11 protein-coding genes are annotated in these 18517 nt (G+C 75.7%); 5 read left to right on the top strand and 6 right to left on the bottom strand.

All coding sequences use genetic code 11. The features are described 5' to 3' along the window. Positions 1 to 9: 9 nt before the first annotated feature. From KDL28_RS22045 to sbnA, 3 genes are read right to left on the bottom strand one after another with little or no spacing between them, the layout of a single operon-like run. Complete coding sequence (locus KDL28_RS22045; protein ID WP_252441365.1) at positions 10 to 3282, bottom strand: non-ribosomal peptide synthetase; 3273 nt, start codon at positions 3280 to 3282, stop codon at positions 10 to 12. A 35-nt stretch (positions 3283 to 3317) separates the two neighbouring features. Next, the gene (locus KDL28_RS22040) at positions 3318 to 8330 is read right to left on the bottom strand and encodes a Pls/PosA family non-ribosomal peptide synthetase (RefSeq protein WP_252441364.1); all 5013 of its coding nucleotides are present in this window, start codon (positions 8328 to 8330) and stop codon (positions 3318 to 3320) included. Then, positions 8327 to 9382, bottom strand: a complete 1056-nt coding sequence (sbnA, locus tag KDL28_RS22035) for a 2,3-diaminopropionate biosynthesis protein SbnA (RefSeq protein WP_252441363.1) — start codon at positions 9380 to 9382, stop codon at positions 8327 to 8329. Before sbnA ends, KDL28_RS22040 begins: the two co-directional genes overlap by 4 nt. Positions 9383 to 9749: 367 nt before the next feature. Between sbnA and KDL28_RS22030 the strand changes: the two genes are divergently transcribed. Continuing rightward, the gene (locus KDL28_RS22030) at positions 9750 to 11009 is read left to right on the top strand and encodes a heparan-alpha-glucosaminide N-acetyltransferase domain-containing protein (RefSeq protein ID WP_252441362.1); all 1260 of its coding nucleotides are present in this window, start codon (positions 9750 to 9752) and stop codon (positions 11007 to 11009) included. Positions 11010 to 11037: 28 nt separating this feature from the next. On the opposite strand, the gene KDL28_RS22025 is transcribed toward KDL28_RS22030, so the two are convergent. Further along, the gene (locus tag KDL28_RS22025) at positions 11038 to 11988 is read right to left on the bottom strand and encodes an LLM class flavin-dependent oxidoreductase (protein ID WP_252441361.1); all 951 of its coding nucleotides are present in this window, start codon (positions 11986 to 11988) and stop codon (positions 11038 to 11040) included. Between the two features lie 100 nt (positions 11989 to 12088). Continuing rightward, positions 12089 to 12154, bottom strand: a complete 66-nt coding sequence (locus KDL28_RS42165) for a putative leader peptide (RefSeq protein WP_372497045.1) — start codon at positions 12152 to 12154, stop codon at positions 12089 to 12091. Positions 12155 to 12417: 263 nt separating this feature from the next. Between KDL28_RS42165 and KDL28_RS22020 the strand changes: the two genes are divergently transcribed. After that, positions 12418 to 13140 carry a GntR family transcriptional regulator gene (locus KDL28_RS22020; protein ID WP_252441360.1) on the top strand — a complete coding sequence of 241 codons (723 nt, stop codon included), beginning with the start codon at positions 12418 to 12420 and terminating at the stop codon, positions 13138 to 13140. Between the two features lie 6 nt (positions 13141 to 13146). Here the strand turns inward: KDL28_RS22020 and KDL28_RS22015 are convergent, their stop codons facing one another. Next, a complete protein-coding gene (locus tag KDL28_RS22015) occupies positions 13147 to 14526 on the bottom strand; it encodes an MFS transporter (RefSeq protein WP_252441359.1) in 1380 nt (459 codons plus the stop codon). A gap of 119 nt (positions 14527 to 14645) precedes the next feature. Here KDL28_RS22015 and KDL28_RS22010 point away from each other — a divergent pair, with 119 nt between their 5' ends. The 3 genes from KDL28_RS22010 to gcl are packed head-to-tail and all read left to right on the top strand — an operon-like array spanning position 14646 to position 18095. Continuing rightward, positions 14646 to 15503 (top strand): hydroxypyruvate isomerase family protein, encoded by an 858-nt coding sequence (locus KDL28_RS22010; RefSeq protein WP_252441358.1) that lies wholly within the window; start codon positions 14646 to 14648, stop codon positions 15501 to 15503. A gap of 25 nt (positions 15504 to 15528) precedes the next feature. Next, positions 15529 to 16410 (top strand): 2-hydroxy-3-oxopropionate reductase, encoded by an 882-nt coding sequence (locus tag KDL28_RS22005; RefSeq protein ID WP_252441357.1) that lies wholly within the window; start codon positions 15529 to 15531, stop codon positions 16408 to 16410. An 8-nt stretch (positions 16411 to 16418) separates the two neighbouring features. After that, entirely contained in the window at positions 16419 to 18095 is a 1677-nt protein-coding gene (gcl, locus tag KDL28_RS22000) for a glyoxylate carboligase (protein WP_252441510.1), read from the top strand. Positions 18096 to 18517 lie beyond the last annotated feature (422 nt).

Genomic DNA, 18517 nt, shown 5'->3' with positions numbered 1-18517 from the left:
CGATCCGGGTCAGGACGTGGTCAGCAGTTCGGAGGCGTGCAGGACGGCGGCCGCCGCCTGGTCGGGGCGGGTGCGCAGGAAGTAGTGGCCGCCGTCGGGGAGCTCGTGCACGGCGATGTCGTCGCCGAGGAACTCCCACTCGCGGTGCCGGTCCGGGTAGCCGGCCGTGCTCGGGTCGTCGGCGGCGACGACGACGGTCACCGGGGCGGCGACCCGGCGCGGCGAGCCGGCCTCCAGCGCATCGGCGAGGTACTCGTGCGCGGACGCGCAGTCGTGCCGGTAGGCGGCGGCGACGTGCCCGGCGCGCTGCGCGTCCAGCTCCCCGAGCTCGGAGTAGCCGCTGTCGGAGCTCAGCTCGGCGGCGATCGCGGCCGTGGCGCGCGCGGCCGTCGCGGCGGCCGCGGCCCGCCGGGCCGTCGCCGTCCCGGCCAGCTGCGCGGCCAGGAACACCCGCTCGACGGTGACGCCGCGCTCCTCCAGCAACCGGGCCGCCGCGACCGCCATGGCCGCCCCCGAGGAGTGGCCCCACAGCCGCACCCGCCACAGCCTGCGCGCGATGATCTCGTCGACGACCTGCTCGACGATCCGCGGCAGCGGCGCGAACGGCTCGCGCTCGGCCACCAGGTCGTGGCCGGGCAGCTCGACGGCGTACACGGGTGTGCCGCTGCCCTCCAGGGCCTTCGCCATGGGCCGGAAGTTCACCGCGTTGCCGCCGGCGTAGGGGAAGCAGACCAGCGCCGGGGCCCGCGACCCGGCGGGGTCCGAGAGCTGCTGCAGCAGCCCGCCGCCCGGGCCGGCGACCGGCTCGCTGCGCTGCCGCGCCCGGGTGTCGACCAGCGCGGCGAGGTCGGCGAGGACCGGGTGCCCGGTGACGTCCTTGAGCGACACCTCGCGGTTCATCGCGACCACCAGCCGGACCGCGGATATCGAGGAGCCGCCCCGGTCGAAGAAGTCGTCGCGACGGCCGATGTGGTCCTGCGGCACGCCGAGCACCCCGGACCAGGCCACGGCGAGCCGCTCCTCGGTCGGCGTGGCGGGCCCGTCGGCGCCGGCGCCGTCCCCGGCGCCGAGCTCGGCGGCGAGCGCGGTCAGCGCCTTGGTGTCGATCTTGCCGTTGCCGGTCAGCGGCAGCCGCTCGCGCCAGTGGAGCAGGGCCGGGACCATGTAGTGCGGCAGCGAGGCGCCCAGCCGCGCCCGGATCAGCTCGGGGTCCAGCGCGGTCGGCCCGGCGTAGAACGCCACCAGGTGCTTGCTCCGGTCCGGCCGCTCGGCCACCACGACCGCGCCGTCGCGCACCCCCGGCACCCCGAGCAGGGCGTTGTCGATCTCGCCCAGCTCGATCCGGAACCCGGAGATCTTCACCTGGGAGTCGCGGCGGCCGAGGAACTCGAGCTTGCCGTCGGGGCGCCAGCGGCCGTAGTCGCCGCCCAGGTACAGCCGCTCGCCCGGACGGTGCGGGTCGTCCATGTAGGCCGCCGCGGTGCGCTCGGGGTCGTTGACGTACCCGCGCCCGACGCAGACCCCGGAGAAGCTGATCAGGCCGGGGGCGCCCAGCGGCACCGGGGACAGGTTCTCGTCGACCACGTAGACCCGGACGTTGCCGACCGCGGGCCCCAGCGGGACGCGGTCGTCGGCCGGGGGCTCGGTCATGACCTCGTGGTTGGTGTCGTCGGAGGTCTCGGTCAGCCCGTATGCGTTGACCAGCGCGAGCCCGGGCAGCGCGGCGAAGAACCGCTGCACCAGCTCGACCTTGAGCGCCTCGCCGGTGGCCGAGACGCAGCGCAGGTCCGGCAGGGCGCGGCCGTACCGGCCCAGGTGGGTGAGGACGACCTCCAGGTAGGACGGCACGACCTGCAGCACCGCGACGCGCTGCGCGGCGATCGTGTCGACGAACCGGTCGACGTCGAGGACGACGTCCTGCTCGACGATCACGGTCCGCCCGCCGACCAGCACCGCGGCCACCAGCTGCCACAGCGAGATGTCGAAGCACTGCGGGGCGACCTGGGCGACCACCCGCGCCTCGCGGATCCCCAGGTCGTCGATCTTGGCGAACAGGTGGTTGAGCATCCCGGCGTGCTCGCACATGGCGCCCTTGGGCTGCCCGGTCGAGCCCGAGGTGAAGTAGATGTAGGCGAGCTGGTCCGCCGCGACCGGCACGCCCAGGTCGCCGTCGCCGCGGTCCTCGGCGCAGGCGTCGTCGATGAGCACCCGCCGCACGTCCGGCAGCCCGCCGAGCGCCTCGTCCAGACCGGTGGTGCTGCCCGGCTCGGTCAGCACCAGCCCGCAGTCCGCCCGCGACAGGGTCGTGGCGATCCGGTCGGCCGGGAAGTGCGGCTCGATCGGCAGGTAGACCCCGCCCGCCTTGAAGACCGCCAGGACCGCGGCCATCCAGTCCAGGTTCCGCTCGGTCACCACCGCCACGACGCCCTCGCGGCGCAGGCCCCGCGCCAGCAGGGCCCGGGCCAGCCGGTTGGCCCGGGCGTTGAGCTCGCGGTAGGTCCAGGACCGGTCGCCCTGCACCGCCGCGACGGCCTCCGGGTGCTCCGCGACCCGCTGCTCGAACAGCTCGTGGGCGCGCAGGTCCGGCAGCTCGCGCCGGGGCCCGGCCAGGCCCTCGAGCTGGAAGCGCAGCTCGGCGGCCGAGAGCAGGCTCTGCCGCCGGTGCTCGGCCGCCGGGTCGGCCGCGATCAGCTCCAGCGCCCTGACGTGGTAGCCGGCGATCCGCGCGGCGGCGTCCGCGTCCAGCACGTCGGTGCGGTACCGCACGCGCAGCCGGTCGAGCCCCGGCGCCGCACCCAGCACCAGGACGACGCCGCCGGTGAGGGCGGTGTCGGTGCCGGTCGGGTCGACCACCGTCTCGAACGACGGACCGGGCACGCCCAGCTCCCGGCGCAGCTCGTCGACGTCCACGCCGGCGTGGACGCGCAGCCGCGCCACCACCCCGGCGACCTCCCGCACCAGCTCCCGCCAGGTGCCGGGCGCGGTCGTCAGCCCGCACGGCAGCGCCGGCCCGCCCGCGGCGGCCGGGTAGCCGGTGACGACCTCGGTCTCCCCGGCCAGCGCGGTGAGCACCTTGGCGTGCGCGGCCACCAGCAGCGCGCCGACCGGCACGTCCAGCTCGTCGGCCAGTCGGTGCAGGCCCGCCACGACGTCCGCGGGGACCGCGGCCTCGTGCGCGGCCGCCCCCGCCGTCGGCGTCGACGTCCACCGGGGCAGCGCGGTCGCCCCGCCCGCCCGCAGCACGTCCCGCCAGAACTCCCGGTCCACAGTCGTCTTCTCCATCACTCCGGTCCTTCGCTGTCGTCGTTGCCGGGATGTCATGCGCCGCGGACGAGCGCGGCGCCGTCGTCGCGCCGGCCGGCCAGGTGGGCCTGCAGGTCGGGCGAGTGCTTGCGCATCCGCGCGGCCGGGTTGCCGCCCCAGCGCGCGTTGGCGGGCATCTCCTCGCCCTTCATCAGGAAGGAGTCGGCGGCCAGCACCGCGTCCTCGCCGATGGTCGTGCCGTAGTGGACGAAGGCCCCGACGCCGAGGGTCACGCCCGAGCCGATCTCGATGCGGTCGGACTTGAACGCGCCGTCCTCCTGGGAGTGGCACTGGGCGACGCTGCCGGTGTTGAAGGTGCAGCCGTCGCCGATGCTGACGAAGGTCTTCTCCGGCAGCATTAGGCCGTCGTCGAAGACCCCCCGGCCGACCCGGACCCCGAGCAGCCGCCACAGGCCGGTCTTCATCGGAGTGCCGTTGAACAGCGGCATGTAGGTGCGCACCGGCACCTTCCAGTAGCGCTCGTGGCGCCAGAAGGCGCGGTCGTAGATCGAGCAGCCCTGCGGGCGAAGGGCTTCCAGCCGCGTGCAGGCACGCTCGATCGCGACGTGGTAACCGACCCCGACCAGCACGAGGAACGCGTCGACCAGCACGGCCACCACGGGGCCCCACGCGTGGTGCAGGTCCGCGGCGACGGCGCCGACGAGCAGCAGCAGCGTGATGTAGAACCACCGAACCAGCAGGAACAGCGCCATCGAGACGAGGTTGTGCCGGGCCTTGGCGGCGAGCAGGCGGCGCAGCTCGTCGGGGCTCTGTCCGCCGAGCCCGACGTCGCGCTGCACCGAGCGCGGGATCTCGAAGCTGGGCGAGCCGAGCAGGCCCACGCCCTCGCGCACCGGTCCGTCGATCGGGACCATCACCTTCGTCGCGAGCAGGCAGTCGTCGCCCGTCCGACCGCCGGCCGGGTAGATGATGTTGTTGCCGAGGAAGTTGTGCCGCCCGACCGTCACCCGGGACATGCGGAACGACGTGTTCGAGTAGTCCGCGTTGACGATCGACAGGCCGTCGGCGACCACGGTCCCCGTCCCGACCGAGACCAGGTACGGGTTGTCGTGGCGCACCTCGGCCCCGAAGTTCGACCCGGTCTGCTCCACCGGCCGCAGCCCGTAGCCGATGCTGCGCAGGTAGCCGACGACGAACGAGCTGTCGCCGGTGAGCTGGGTGAAGAACTTCCGGTTGGTCGTCCGCGCGATCACCCGCTGGGCCCAGTAGTGCAAGCCGTAGAGCGGGTAGGTCCGGTCCGGCCGGACCAGCAGGCCCAGCACGCGTGGGACGGTCGTGGCGAACGCGAGACCCAGCACCACGAACCCGAAGAACAGCACCGTGGACGCCACCAGCACGTGCAGGTAGAAGTCCAGGCTGGTGAACGCGAAGGGGCCGGTCCCGACCAGTTCGACGAGCTGCGGGATCTGCCCGGCCACCAGGATCAGCCCGCCTGCGGCCAGCGGCAGGGCCACCAGCAGCAGGTTCAGCAACTGCACGACGGAGAACAGCGCCCGGCGCGCCCGGCCGCACCGGACCGGGGCGACCCGGCGGTAGTCGACGTCCGTCGGGCGGGCCGGCGAACCGTGCCAGTGCTCGCCCGCGGGCACGGCCTGCCCGGTGTGCAGCGCGGAGGTGTGGCCGAGCTGGGCGCCGTCGCCCAGCGAGGTCTGGATGTCCAGCACGGTCGCCTCGCTGACGAGGACGTCCGCGCCGATCGTGACCGGGCCGGTCTGGATCACCTGGTTCTGGGCCCGGTAGCCGGTGAAGGACGAGTCCTTCCGGATCACCGCGCCGGCGCCGATGGTGAGCAGGTCGGTGCACACGGGCACCGTCCTGGAGAAGACCACGGCGCCGGCCCCGATCCGGGCCCCGAGCGCCCGGAGGTAGACCAGGTAGAGCGGCGACCCGACGAACAGCGTCATCGGGCTGCGCTGCACGAGCGTGCGGACGATCCAGAAGCGCAGGTACGCCAGGCTCCAGACGGGGATCTGGCGCGGCGTCCAGCGACCGACCAGCAGCCACTTGACCAGCACCGGGATCGTGCACATGGCCACGAACTGGATGGCGCCGACCACGACGGAGCGCAGGTAGAGCTCGAGCAGGTCCGGGGCCGTGGCGATCCACTCGATGCCGATGACGGCGCCGATGCTGAGCAGGGCCGGGTACCCGAGCAGGACGAGCAGCTGCACCACCGCGCACAGGAGGCGGTGCGGTCGCCCGGTCCGCGGGCCCGGGGGCCGCGTGTCGACCGTCGCGGCGGTGAGCACCGGGATCGCGCCCGTGATCAGCGGCAGGTCGGCCTGGTCGGCCGGGCTCGCCTGGACGACCTCGTGCACGGCGGCGGCGTCGGCCGCGGGCGCCGGGGTGGGCGCGAACGCCGCGGCGAGGGACGCGGCGCTGGGGTGCGCGTAGACGTCCTTCATCGACACCGTGGGCAGGTCGTCGCGCTTGCGCACCCGCGCGCAGAACCGCGCCATCACCATCGAGTCCGCACCGAGGTCGTCGAAGACGTTGGCGTCGGCCGGGACGGACTCCAGCTCCAGCACCGCCGCCAGGACCTCGGCGAACGCCGCCGTGAGGACCGCGACCGCGGCCGGCTCGCCCGCACCGTCCGCGGCGGGCGCCGGGGCGGGCGCGGGGGCCGGGGCGAACGCGGTGGCCAGGCGACCGATCGTCGGGTGCGCGTAGACGTCCTTCATCGACACCGTCGGCAGGTCGTCGCGCTTGCGCACCCGCGCGCAGAACCGCGCCATCACCATCGAGTCCGCACCGAGGTCCTCGAAGACGTTGGCGTCCACCGGGACGGACTCCCGCTCGAGCACCCCGGCCAGCACCTCGGCCAGCGCGGCGGCGATGCCGTCCCCGGCGCCGGCCGGCGGCGCGGGGGCCGGGGCGGGAGCGGGGGCGGGGGCGAGGGCGGGAGCCGGCTTCGGCCGCGGGGTGGGGCTCGGCCGCGGCGTCGGCGTCAGCCGCACCGTCGGGGCGGGCGCCGGAGCCGGGATGGGGGCCGGCCCCGGGGTCAGCCGCACCGTCGGAGCGGGCGCCGGGGACGGGGTCGGGACCGGTCCCGGGGTCAGCCGCACCGTCGGAGCGGGCGCCGGAGCCGGGGACGGGGTCGGCCGTGACACCGGCACCGTCCGGCCCTGCGCGGAGTCCGCCTCCGGGTCCGGGGCCGAGGTCGGCTGGGTCACCGGCACGGTCCGGCCCTGCGCGGAGTCCGCCTCCGGCGCCGGGTCCGGGGCCGAGGTCGGCACCGGCACCGTCCGGCCCTGCGCCGAATCCGCCTCCGGCGCCGCGGCCGGTCGCGGCCGCGGGGTGGGGCTCAGCCGCACCGTCCGGGCCTGCGCGGAGTCCGGTGCCGGGGTCGGAGTCGGAGCCGGAGTCGGAGCCGGAGCCGGAGCCGGAGCCGGAGCCGGAGCCGGGGTGGGCGCCGGAACCGGGGTCGGCGCCGGCAGCACGATGTCGCGGGTCGGCGCCACGGGGGCGGCGTCCCCGGCCCCGCTGCGCGCGGCCAGCCCTGTCGCGACCGGCACCGTGCGGTCGTGGCGGGCCACCGGCCCGCCCAGCCTGCCGTGGTACTCGATCTCGCCGTCGGAGTTGACCCGGCCCAGGTCGCCGGTGCGGTAGATGCGCCCGGACGGGTTCGCCGGGATCCCCAGGAAGTCCGGGATGAACGCCCGCTCGGTGAGGTCGTCGCGGCCGAGGTAGCCGCAGGCGAGCCCGATCCCGGCGATGCCGATCTCGCCGACCCGCCCGTGCGTCAGCGCGCGGTAGGGGTCGGCCGGGTCGAGGATCACCGTGCTGTAGGTGGGCAGCGGGACGCCGATCGTCACCGGCCGGTCGGGGTGCAGCTCGGTCCAGGTGGTCGACACCGTCGCCTCGGCCGGGCCGTAGACGTTGAGCATGCGCCGTCCGGGTCGGTACCACCTGCGGACCAGCTCCGGCGGGCAGGCCGCCCGCGCCACCAGCACGAACCGCAGCTCGGGCAGGTCGTCGAGGCCGGCCAGCTGGGCCGGGACGCAGCACAGCGCGCTGATGCGGCGGGCGGCGAGGAACGCGTGCAGGTCGCGGCCGTGCGGAACCGGGCCTGCCGGGCGCGGCACCAGGGTGGCGCCGACCGCCAGCGGCACCCAGACCTCCTCGACGGAGAAGTCGAACGCGAGGCTGCTGCCCTGGTAGACCCGGTCCCACGGGCGGATCCCGTAGACCTCGGCGGCGACCTTGACGAAGTTGGCGATGCTGCGGTGGTCCACGGCCACGCCGGTGGGGCGGCCGTCGGCACCCGCGGAGTAGGTGATGCAGGCCAGCTGCCCCGGCCGGATCCCCCGCTCGACGTCGAGCAGCCGGCGCCCGTCCTGCTCGGCGATGAGCGCCGCGGCCGCGTCGATCCGCAGCACCTCGGCGCCCGCCGCGACCAGCGCCGCGATCCGCGACGGCGCCGCGGTCTCGGCCGCCGTCGCCAGCACCAGGCGCACCCGCGCGTCCGCGACGATGGCGGCCGCGCGGTCGGCGGGCAGCCCGGCGTCCAGCGGGACGTAGGCCGCGCCGACCTTGAGCACGGCCAGCGCCGCCACGTAGGCGTCGGTCGGCCTGGTCAGCAGCAGGGCGATGCGGTCGCCCGCGCCGGCCCCGTGCAGGCGCAGGTAGCGGGCGAGCCGGTTGGCCCGGACGTCGAGCTGGTCGTAGGTGAGCGCGAAGTCCTCGGCGTCCACGGCGAGCTGCCCGGGCGGGCCGTAGGTGCGGACCCAGTCGCAGCGCTCCTCGAACAGGCGGTCCAGGCGCTCGTCCTGGCGGACCCGCCAGCCCTGGGCCTCGTTCCGGTCCACCAGGACCAGCTCCGACAGCGGCACCCGCGGCTCCATCGCCGACGAGGCGGCGAGCAGGTCGGGCTCGGGCTCGGGCCCGCGCTCCCGGCCCGCCGAGCGCGCACGCGGGCGCGGGAGGGCGCGCAGCCGGGGACGCGGGCTGGGACGCCCGGCGTCGCCCGCGGTGTGGGGGCGCGTGCCCCGACCCAGTGCGGTCATCGCGGGCTCCGGGTGGAGGTCGCGGTCATACCCGCGGCGGCCGGCCGGGGCCGGGCGGCCGGGACGTCGACGCCGAGCTCGTCGACCCCGAGCCCGTCGGCGCCGAGCACGTCCTCGCCGTACAGGTGGTGGATCCAGTTCGCCTGGTAGAGGGTGTCGAGGTAGCGCTCACCCAGGTCCGGGGAGATCGCCACCGCGGTCAGCTGGTGGGCCTCGCGGTCGGTCAGCCAGCGCGTCGCCCCGCTGACCACCGTCCCGGTCGAGCCGCCGAACAGGAAGCCGCGCCGGGCCAGCCCGTGGCAGGCGCGGATCGCGTCGGCCTCCTCGACGTGGACGACGTCGTCGATGAACGACTCGTCCAGCAGCGGGGGCCGGACGTTCATGCCCAGGCCGGGGATCAGCCGGCGGCCCGCCGGCGTCCCGAAGCTCACCGAGCCGACCGGGTCGACCGCGACGATCCGCACCGACGGGTGCCAGCGGCGGAAGTAGCGCGCGCAGCCCATCAGCGTGCCGGTGGTGCCGGCTCCGACGAAGAGCACGTCCAGGTCCGGGAACTGCCGGGCGATCGCCGGGCCGGTGGTGCAGTAGTGCGCCTTCCAGGCCTCGACGTTGCGGTACTGGTCGAGCCAGACGTAGCGCGCGTCGGCCGCGCACCGGGCGCGGACGTGGTTGAGCCGGGCCGCGAGCAGCCCGCCGACCGGCTCGGGCTCGGTGACCGTGTGCACCTCGGCGCCGAGCGCCTCCATCAGCAGCCGGGTGGTCAGGTTGCAGCGCGAGTCGGTCACGCAGACGAACCGGTAGCCCTTGCTCGCCGCGATCATGCTCAGCGCCACGCCGAGGTTGCCCGACGACGACTCGATCAGGATCGACCCGGGCCGCAGCACGCCGCTGCGCTCCGCGGCCTCCACCATGCCCCGGGCCGCCTTGAGCTTGACCGAGCCGGCGAAGTTGAAGCCCTCGCACTTGAGGAACAGCGAGAACCCCACGGTCGAGCGCAGGTCGACGAACAGGTCGTCGGAGTTGAAGTCCTGCGGAGCGGTGATGACTGGCATGGTGTTCCCCCAGAAGTGCGGCGGAGACGACCTGCGACGCCGCCGTCTCGACCCGCCGCAGGCCCGAGTTCGGGCGCTGTGCCGAGAAGAGTGGCGCCACGGACCCGTCCGAGCGATGGGGCCGACACGTCGGGGGGTGGGGGTGCTCCCCCGAGATCGACTGGGGCTATCCCGACCCCCTGGGCGGACGACGGCCCCTGGGTAGGGCTGATCCCACCCGCGACCGGGGGCTGGCTCCGCGCGAGGGTGGGGGCTGCCCCCTCGGCCCGGGACACGATCGGGGCCAGGGTTGGCGGCTCCATGGGCTTCCGCATCCGTGGCGCGACGCACGGTCCGCGCCGGCGGGCCCGTTCGAGGAGTGGCTCCTGTGTCGACTGCGGTTCCGGTGCCCGGAGAGCGCGCCGTCCCCCCGGGGCGCGCCCCGATCGACGGCGGCGGGACCGCCGCCGCCCCAGGTCCCCGGCCGCGCGTCGCGGGGGTCGACATCGCGCGCGGGCTGGCGCTGGTGGGGATGGCGGCGACGCACGTCTTCGACTCGCTGGACGACGACGGCCGTCCGGGGCTCGTCCACGTCGTGGCGGGCGGGCGGGCGGCGACGACCTTCGTCCTCCTCGCCGGGGTCAGCCTGGCGTTCCTGTCGGGTGGCCGCCGGGGTGTCCGCGGGCGGGAGCGGGTGTCGGCGTCCGCGGGCCTCGCGGTCCGGGCCGCCCTGATCGGCGTGATCGGCCTGGTGCTGGGCCACCTCGGCGCCGCGAACGGCATCGACGGGATCCTGCCGTTCTACGCGCTGCTCTTCCTGCTCGCGATCCCGCTGCTCGGCGCCCCGGTCCCGGTCCTGCTCGGGGTGGCCGCCGCCGCGATCGCGCTGGGTCCGCTGCTCCTGGTGGCGACGGCGGGCGCCGAGCTGCCCTTCGCCGAACCGGGGGGCGAGCCGACGCTCGCGATGCTGGTCCGGGACCCGGGCGGACTGCTCGCGCTGCTCCTGCTCACCGGTGAGTACCCCGTCGTGGTCTACCTGGCCTACCTCTGCGCGGGGATGGCGATCGGGCGGCTCGACCTGCGTTCGCCGCGCCTGGCGTGGGTGCTGCTGCTCGGCGGGGCGGCGCTCGCCGCGACCGCCCGCGTCGCGTCGGCGGTGCTGCTGAACCCGATGGGCGGGCTCCGGCGGCTGATCGAGCAGGACGACCGCGACGACGACCCGGCCGCGGTCTCCGAGCTGCTCTGGTCACCCGAGCGCTCGTCATCGTGGGACTACCTCGCCATCCCCGCCCCGCACTCGCACACCACGGTCGACGTGCTGCACACTCTCGGCTCGGCCGCGGCCGTGCTGGGCGCCGCGCTGCTGCTGAGCCGCGTCCCGGCCGTCATCAAGGCGCTCTCGCCGCTGGCCGCCGCGGGCGCCATGTCGCTGACCCTGTACTCGGGGCACCTGGTGCTGCTGGCGACCGGCATCCTCGACGACCGACCGGGGCTGCTGTTCGTCGGCATGGTGGTCGGCGGTCTCGCGCTGGCCTGGGTGTGGCGCCGGCGGTTCGGCCGGGGTCCGCTGGAGGCGCTGGTGACCTCGGCCTCCGCCGCCGCCCGGCGGGCCGGCGACCGGCGGGCAGCGCCGGCCGATCCCGGCTAGTCGGGGCGGCCGGCGCGGCGACGGTTGGTCAGGCGCTCCGCTGCCGCCACGGCGCACCCGCGGCGACCAGGTCCCGGCCAGCGCCGGGCCGACGCAGCACGCCCGCCCAGCCGGAGCGCAGCAGGCCGCGCCCGGCCAGCAGCGGGACGGCCTCGTCGACGACGCGGCGCAGGTCGTCGGGCAGGACCAGCGGCTGCAGGGTGATGCCGTCGGCGGCGCCCAGCCGCAGCGCGGCCCCGACCAGGTCGGCGAGGTCGCCCGCCGGGCCGAGCACCCGGACCGACGACGCCGGGGCGGGCCGGACGGCGTCGAGCCGGGCGAGCTCGGCGCGGGCGCGGTGCCGGTCGGCGGCCAGGTGCACCTCGACGTCCAGCAGCACGGCCACGTCGTCGGGGTCGCGACCGGCCGCCGCGACGGCCGTCCGCACCCGGGAGCGGGTCTCGTGCGCGGCGTCCAGGCCGGGTGCGGAGATCCGGACGACGTCGGCCCAGCGGGCCAGAACGGGCAGCGCGGCCGGGTCGTCGCCGCGCAGCACGGTCAGCGGCGGGGTCGCGGATCCGCGCAGCGGCGCCGACCAGCGCAGGGCCACGCGCTCGACGACCCGGGCGACCTCGTCCCAGCGCTGGTCGGCCCCCGGCGGGGCGGGCTGCCAGCCGACCCGGCCCGCCGAGGTGGCGGCGAAGGCCGTCAGGGCGGCGGTGGGGTCGTCGACGTCGGTGACCGGCGCGGCCGGGAGCAGGTCGATGCCGCTGACCACCGGGCCGATCCGGGTGGCCAGCTCCAACGCGGCCGTCTCGCCGCCACCCGGCAGGGCGACGAAGTCGAGCCCGCGCCGGGCGGCCATGGCCATGGCGAGGTGGTGGCCGACGCCGGAGAGCGCCCGCGGGTCGGCGCCGGTGCGGCCGGCGGCGGCCGGGTGGTGCCCGGCGCCGTCGATCTCGACGCCCAGGTGCATCCGGGCCCGGGTGAACGCGGTCATCGCCGGCCCGCCCGGCGGATCGTGCTGATCGTGCTGGTCATCGCTCTGTCCTCGGGGTGGGGTCGCCGACGGCGTGCCGCCGGCACGGAGGGGGACGGGATCAGCCCGGACAGAGCGCGGTGGCGGTGCGGCACAGGTCGACGTGGCGGCGCCAGGCGTGCCACACGGTGTGCAGTGCGACGCTGGCTGGCGGGTGCACGACGCCTCCAAGGGGTCCCCGGCTCCCGCCAACGTACGTCGCTGTTCGCCACCCGAACAAGCGCACGTGGCGCGCGGCACGCCCGACGACGCCCCTCCTTCGCGTGAGGGTCTTCACGGCGCGCGACCCTCGGCATTTTGTATGCTGTGGGCAGTCGGCCGGTCGCGTCCGTCCTGGCCCACCGGGTGCCGCGCACCACCGCGGCGCCCCATCCCACTGGGAGTTCCCGAATGCCCGAGTCGTCCACCGGCGCCCCCGCCCGGCGCATCTCCCGCCCGGTGCCGCTGCGGGAGAGCGCCTACAACGCCATCCTCGACATGATCGTCAGCGGCGAGCTGCAGCCCGGCCAGCACCTGGTGGAGAACGAGCTGGCGGTGACGCTGGGGGTCTCCCGCCAGCCCGTCCGCGAGGCGCTGCAGTGGCTCAAGAACGACGGCTGGGTCGACCTGCGCCCGGGCCAGGGCGCCTTCGTGCACTCCCCCACCGTCGAGGAGGCCGACCAGCTGCTCGTCGTCCGCGGCGTCCTGGAGACCGAGTCCGCCCGCCTCGCGGCCGGGCGCGCCACGCCGGAGGACGTCGCTGGCCTGCGCGAGATCTGCCGGCGCGGCGTCGCCGCCGTGGACGCCGACGACGTCCCGGCGATGATCGCGGCCAACGCCGAGCTGCACGCCGCGGTCACCCGGATGTCGGGCAACGACGTCCTGGTCGACCTCGTCGCCCAGGTCGACCGCCGGGTCAGCTGGTACTACGGCTCGGTGGCCCGCAGGCGCGGGGCCCAGTCCTGGCGCGAGCACGCCGACCTCATCGAGGCCATCGCCGCGGGCGACCCGGCCCGCTCCGCCGACGCGATGCGCCACCACACGGAGCTGACCCGGCAGTCCTACCTGGAGCACTCCGCCGAGCGGGGCACCGCCGCCACCGCGGCCGACGCGCGCAGCGACGAAGCGATCTAGGGGCCACTAGGTAGTCAGCCCGGGCAGCGGGGCGCGGCAGGCGGGCACTCCGGGCAGCGTGCGCGGCAGCCCGGGCCTGCGCAGGGCGGTCGTCGCCCACGCCGCGGCCACCGCCACCGCCGCGGCCACCAGGAACGTCGTGCCCGCGCCCCAGGCGACGACGGCCCACGCGGCCAGGCCCACGCCGAGCACGCCGCTGCCCGCCTTGGCGCTGTAGACCACGCCGTGCACCTCCGACGCCCGGTCCTCGCCGAAGTACTCGCGCGCCAGCGCGGCGAACAGCGGGTAGAACGCCCCGCCGCCCAGGCCGGCCACGGCCGCGGCCACCACCAGCAGCGCCGGTGACGCGGTGTGCACGGCCGCGGCCAGCAGCAGCTGCCCCAGCGCCTGCACCGCGAGCACGAGGCCGAGCGCCCGACGGCACCCGATCCGCTCGGACACCCCGACGGCCAGTGCGCGCGTCGCCCCGTTGAGCCCGGTCACCAGGGCCGCGGCGACCGCGACCACCACCGCGCCCGCCCCCAGCGGCGCGGCCAGCACCACCAGGAACGCGGCGTCGAACAGCGAGACCGCGCCCGCGCACATCAGGATCAGCGCCATCACCACGAGGGCCCGGGTGTGCAGGGCCTCCGGTGCGGAGAACTCGCGGATCGCCGGTGGGGTGCGGCGGCGGCCCGCGCCGCGCCCGCCCAGCGCCCACTCGCGCGGGTCGACGTGGGCGGGCCACCAGCGCGCGGGCGGGTCGGTGAAGTTCAGCCCGGCCGCGGCGACCAGCAGGAACAGCACGGCGGCCGCGACCAGCAGCGCCGGACGCAGGTCCGACGGGCCCAGCCCGAGCACGGCGCCCGCGACGACGGGCGCCGAGCCGTAGGCGAAGGCGCCGGTCACCGAGCCCACCCGCACCGCGCTGCGCTCGGGGTACCACTTCCCGACCGTGGACGTGCACGCCGCGTAGACCAGCCCCGCGCCCGTGCCGCCGACCACCGAGTACCCGAGCAGCACGACGGGCAGGTGCGGGCTGTAGGCCAGCGCGAGCAGGCCCAGCTCGCAGCAGCCCGCCCCGACCAGCGCCAGCCCTCGGGGGCCGACCCGCCCGCGCTCGCGCAGCTGGGCGGCCGGCAACCCGACCGCCGCCTGGAACACCACCCACCCGGCCAACGGCCAGAACACCTCGACCACCGACCAGCCGTTGCGCGCCATGAGGGCGGGGGCGACGGCCCCGTAGCCGTACTGCAGGACGCCCACCGCGGCCATCGCCACCCAGGCCTGGACCAGCACGCTCCACCGCGGCCAGCCGATCAGCTCGCGCGGGTCCTCGCCGATCCGGTAGTGCCGGCCGGACCAGTCGACCACGTCGCGGGGGTGGGGAGTTCGCTCCTCGGCCATGCCGCGCTCCTCTCCATACTGTATGCCAGATACTGAACGAGAGTGACGGGGAGCACAACCCCTCTCGACAGCCAATTGGATACTGCATACAGTCGACCGGCCCAACAGAGGGGACACCCGTGCCCGATCCCGCAGTCCTAGCGACCACCCCCATCTACGACGTCAACCTGTCCATCCTGTTCACCGAGCTGCCGCTGCTCGACCGGCCCGCCGCGGCCGCCGCGGCCGGCTTCGACGCCGTCGAGCTGTGGTGGCCGTTCGCCGAGCCCGCCCCGCCCGACCGCGACCTCGACGCCCTGCACCGCGCCCTGGACGACGCCGGCGTGCGGCTGGTCGCGCTCAACTTCGACGCAGGCGACATGGCCGCGGGCGCCCGCGGGCTGCTCTCCCGGCCCACCGACAGCGCCCGGTTCCGCGCCAACATCGACGTCGCCGTCGGGTTCGCCGAGGCGACCGGCTGCACCGTGCTCAACGCCCTTTACGGCAACCGCGACGTCCGCGCGGGCTCCGCGGCCCAGCGCGAGCTGGCCGTGCAGAACCTGGTGCTGGCGGCACGGGCGGCGGCGCGCATCGGCGCCACCGTCGTCATCGAGGCGCTGAACTCGGTGGAGAACCCCCACTACCCGATCACCACGTCGCGCGGCGCGCTGGCGCTCGTCGACCAGCTGCGCTTCGGCCACGGCGTGCCCAACGTGGCGTTCCTGGCCGACCTCTACCACCTGGCCCGCATGGGCGAGCCCATCGCCGAGGTGGTCACGGCCCACGCCGACCGGTTCGGCCACGTCCAGATCGCCGACTCCCCCGGCCGGGGCCAGCCCGGAACCGGGTCACTCGACCTCCCCGCCGTGCTCGACCGGCTGGCCGCGGCCGGCTACCGCGGCCGGGTCGGGCTGGAGTACCGGCCCGTCGGCCCCAGCGCGGACAGCTTCGACTGGCTGCCGCGGGAGCGGCGGGGAACGCGGGAGGCGGTCCGGTGAACGAGTTCGCGAGCGGGGGAGAGCGATGAGCAGGATCGGGTTCGTCGGGCTGGGGATCATGGGCACGCCGATGGCGGCCAACCTGGTCCGGGCCGGGCACGAGGTGCTCGGCCACGACGTCGACGCCGGTCGCGTCGGGCAGCTGGTCGCCGCGGGCGGCACCGCGGCCGGCTCGGTGGCCGCGGCGACCGAGGCCGACGTCGTCGTCACGATGCTGCCGGACTCGCCGCAGGTCGAGGAGGTCGTCCTCGGGCCGGGCGGCGTCCTGGAGCACGCCAAGCCCGGCCTGCTGCTGGTCGACGCGTCCACGATCCGGCCCGACGTCGCCGAGCGGGTGGCGCGCGAGGCCGCCGAGCGCGGTGTGCGCGCGCTGGACGCACCGGTCAGCGGGGGCGAGAAGGGCGCCGTCGACGGCACGCTCTCGATCATGGTCGGGGGCGCGACCGGGGACGTCGAGGCCGCCCGCCCGGTGCTCGACGTCGTCGGCGGCACGGTCGTCCACGTCGGGCCGAGCGGGGCGGGCCAGACCGTCAAGGCGGCCAACCAGCTCGTCGTGGCCGGCACGTACGCGCTGGTCGCCGAGGCGATCGTGCTGCTGGAGGCGTCCGGGGTGGACCCCGCCCCGGCGCTGGACGTGCTGGCCGGCGGCCTGGCCGCCAGCCGGGTCCTGGAGCTCAAGCGGGCCTCGATGATCGCCCGCGAGTTCACCCCCGGCTTCCGCATCGACCTGCACCACAAGGACATGGGCATCGCGCTGGCCGCGGCCCGCGACGCCGGCGTGGCGCTGCCGGTGACCGGGGTGGTCGCCCAGCTGGTGGCCGCCGCCCGCGCCCAGGGCCTGGGCGCCCTGGACCACTCCGCCCTGCTCATGGTGCTGGAGACGATCTCAGGAAGGGACTACCGGTGATCGGATGCATGCGGGCCGCGGTCGCGGTCATGGAGTCCGAGGGCGTCGACGTCGTGTTCGGCGTCCCGGGCGCGGCGATCCTGCCGCTCTACGCCGCGCTGCAGCACAGCGGCATCCGGCACCTGACCGTGCGCCACGAGGAGGGCGGCACCCACGCCGCCGACGGCTGGGCCCGGGCCACCGGCAAGGTCGGCGTGTCCATCGGCACGTCGGGACCGGCCGGCACGAACATGGTCACCGGGCTGTACACGGCGCTGGCCGACTCGGTCCCGATCGTCTGCATCACCGGGCAGGCGCCGCTCGCGAAGCTGCACCAGGAGGCGTTCCAGGCCGTCGACATCGTCGAGATCGCCAAGCCGGTGACGAAGTGGGCGGTGCAGCTCAAGGAGCCGGGGCAGGCGCCGTGGGTGTTCCGCGAGGCGTTCCGGATCGCCCGCTCGGGCCGACCGGGGCCGGTGCTCATCGACCTGCCGGTGGACGTCCAGAAGGGCCTGTGCCGCTACGACCCCGAGCTGGACGCCCCGCTGCCGGTGGAGGTGCCGGTCCCGGCGGCCGGCCCGGTCCGGGCCGCGGTGCGGATGCTGCTCGAGGCCGAGCGCCCGCTGATCCTGGCCGGTGGCGGCGTCGTCGGCGGCGAGGCGTGCGCCGAGCTGCGCGAGCTGGCCGAGCAGCTGCAGGTGCCGGTGCAGGTCACGCTGATGGGCAAGGGCGCCTTCCCGGAGGACCACCCGCTGTTCGCCGGGATGGCCGGCATCCAGACCCAGACGCGCTGGGGCAACGCGGCGTTCCTGGAGAGCGACCTGGTGCTGGCCGTCGGCGCCCGCTTCGGCGACCGGCACACCGGCGACCTGCAGACCTACCGGCGCGGCAGGCGGTTCGTGCACGTCGACATCGAGCCCACCCAGCTCGGCCGGGTCTTCGAACCCGACCTGGGCATCGTCGGGCACGCCCGGCCGGCGCTGGCCGCGCTGGCCAAGGAGGCGCAGGCCCAGGCAGGCGGCCGCCGCGCGGGCGAGTGGGTGCGCCGGGTGGGCGAGCTGCGCGCCACCCTGCCCCGCCGCGACGACTTCGACGACGTGCCGATCAAGCCGCCGCGCGTGTACCGCGAGCTGAACGCGCACTTCGGCCCGGACACCACGTTCGTCACCGCGATCGGGCTCTACCAGATCTGGTCCGGGCAGTTCCAGCACACCTACCGGCCCCGGCACTACCTGGTCTGCGGGCAGGCCGGCCCACTGGGCTGGGAGGTCTCCGCGGCGATCGGGGTCAAGTGCGCGTTCCCCGACCGGCCCGTGGTGGCGGTGGTCGGCGACTACTCCTTCCAGTTCCTCATGGAGGAGGTCGCGGTGGCCGCGCAGTACCGGATCCCCTTCGTGATCGTCATGGTCAACAACGAGTACCTGGGGCTGATCCGGCAGGCCGAGCTGGGCTACGACATGAACTACGCCGTGGACCTGCACTACGGCGAGGGCGGCATCGACCACGTGAAGCTCATGGACGCCTTCGGCTGCCCCGCCCGACGCGTCGAGAGCCCCGGCGACATCGCCGCCGCGCTGGCCTGGGCCGGCGCGGAGTCCGAACGGGCGCAGCTGCCGGTGCTCGTCGAGATCATGGTCGAGCGCGAGGCCAACGCCGCCATGGGCCCGTCCCTCGACGCCATCACCGAGTTCGAACCCACCCCCTGACCCTCAAGATCCCCACCCCCGCGACATGAACCTGATGGGGCTCATCGGCGCTTCCGAGCCCCATCAGGTTCATGTCGCGCGGTTGCAGCGGGCTCCGCCGGCGACCCGAGCGGAAGCGCCACCCGCCTGACGAAGTCGCGATCGTGTTGGGCGAAAGGCGCTCTCGCCCAACACTGGCCGAACGCGCCGCTCGCTCACGGGGCCGGGCCGGGGCGCGGAGGGCGCGAGCCCTGGTGGGCGCGAAGCTCCCACACCCCACCCGAGGCCCCTGCCGTCACGTCGGCGCGCTCAGCGTGCACGCCCGGAGGCCCCCGCACCCTCTGATGCCAGCCGCAGCGTGCTCGATGCCAGGCGTGCGGGGGTTTCTCCGGGAGTGCAACCCTGGGCGGGTCGACGTGACGGCAGGGGCCGAACCCCTGCTC

It is taken from the genome of Pseudonocardia humida (assembly GCF_023898865.1).
Lineage (GTDB): Bacteria > Actinomycetota > Actinomycetes > Mycobacteriales > Pseudonocardiaceae > Pseudonocardia > Pseudonocardia humida.
The sequence above is the reverse complement of the archived record's forward strand: the minus strand, read 5'-3'. Positions and strand labels throughout refer to the sequence as shown.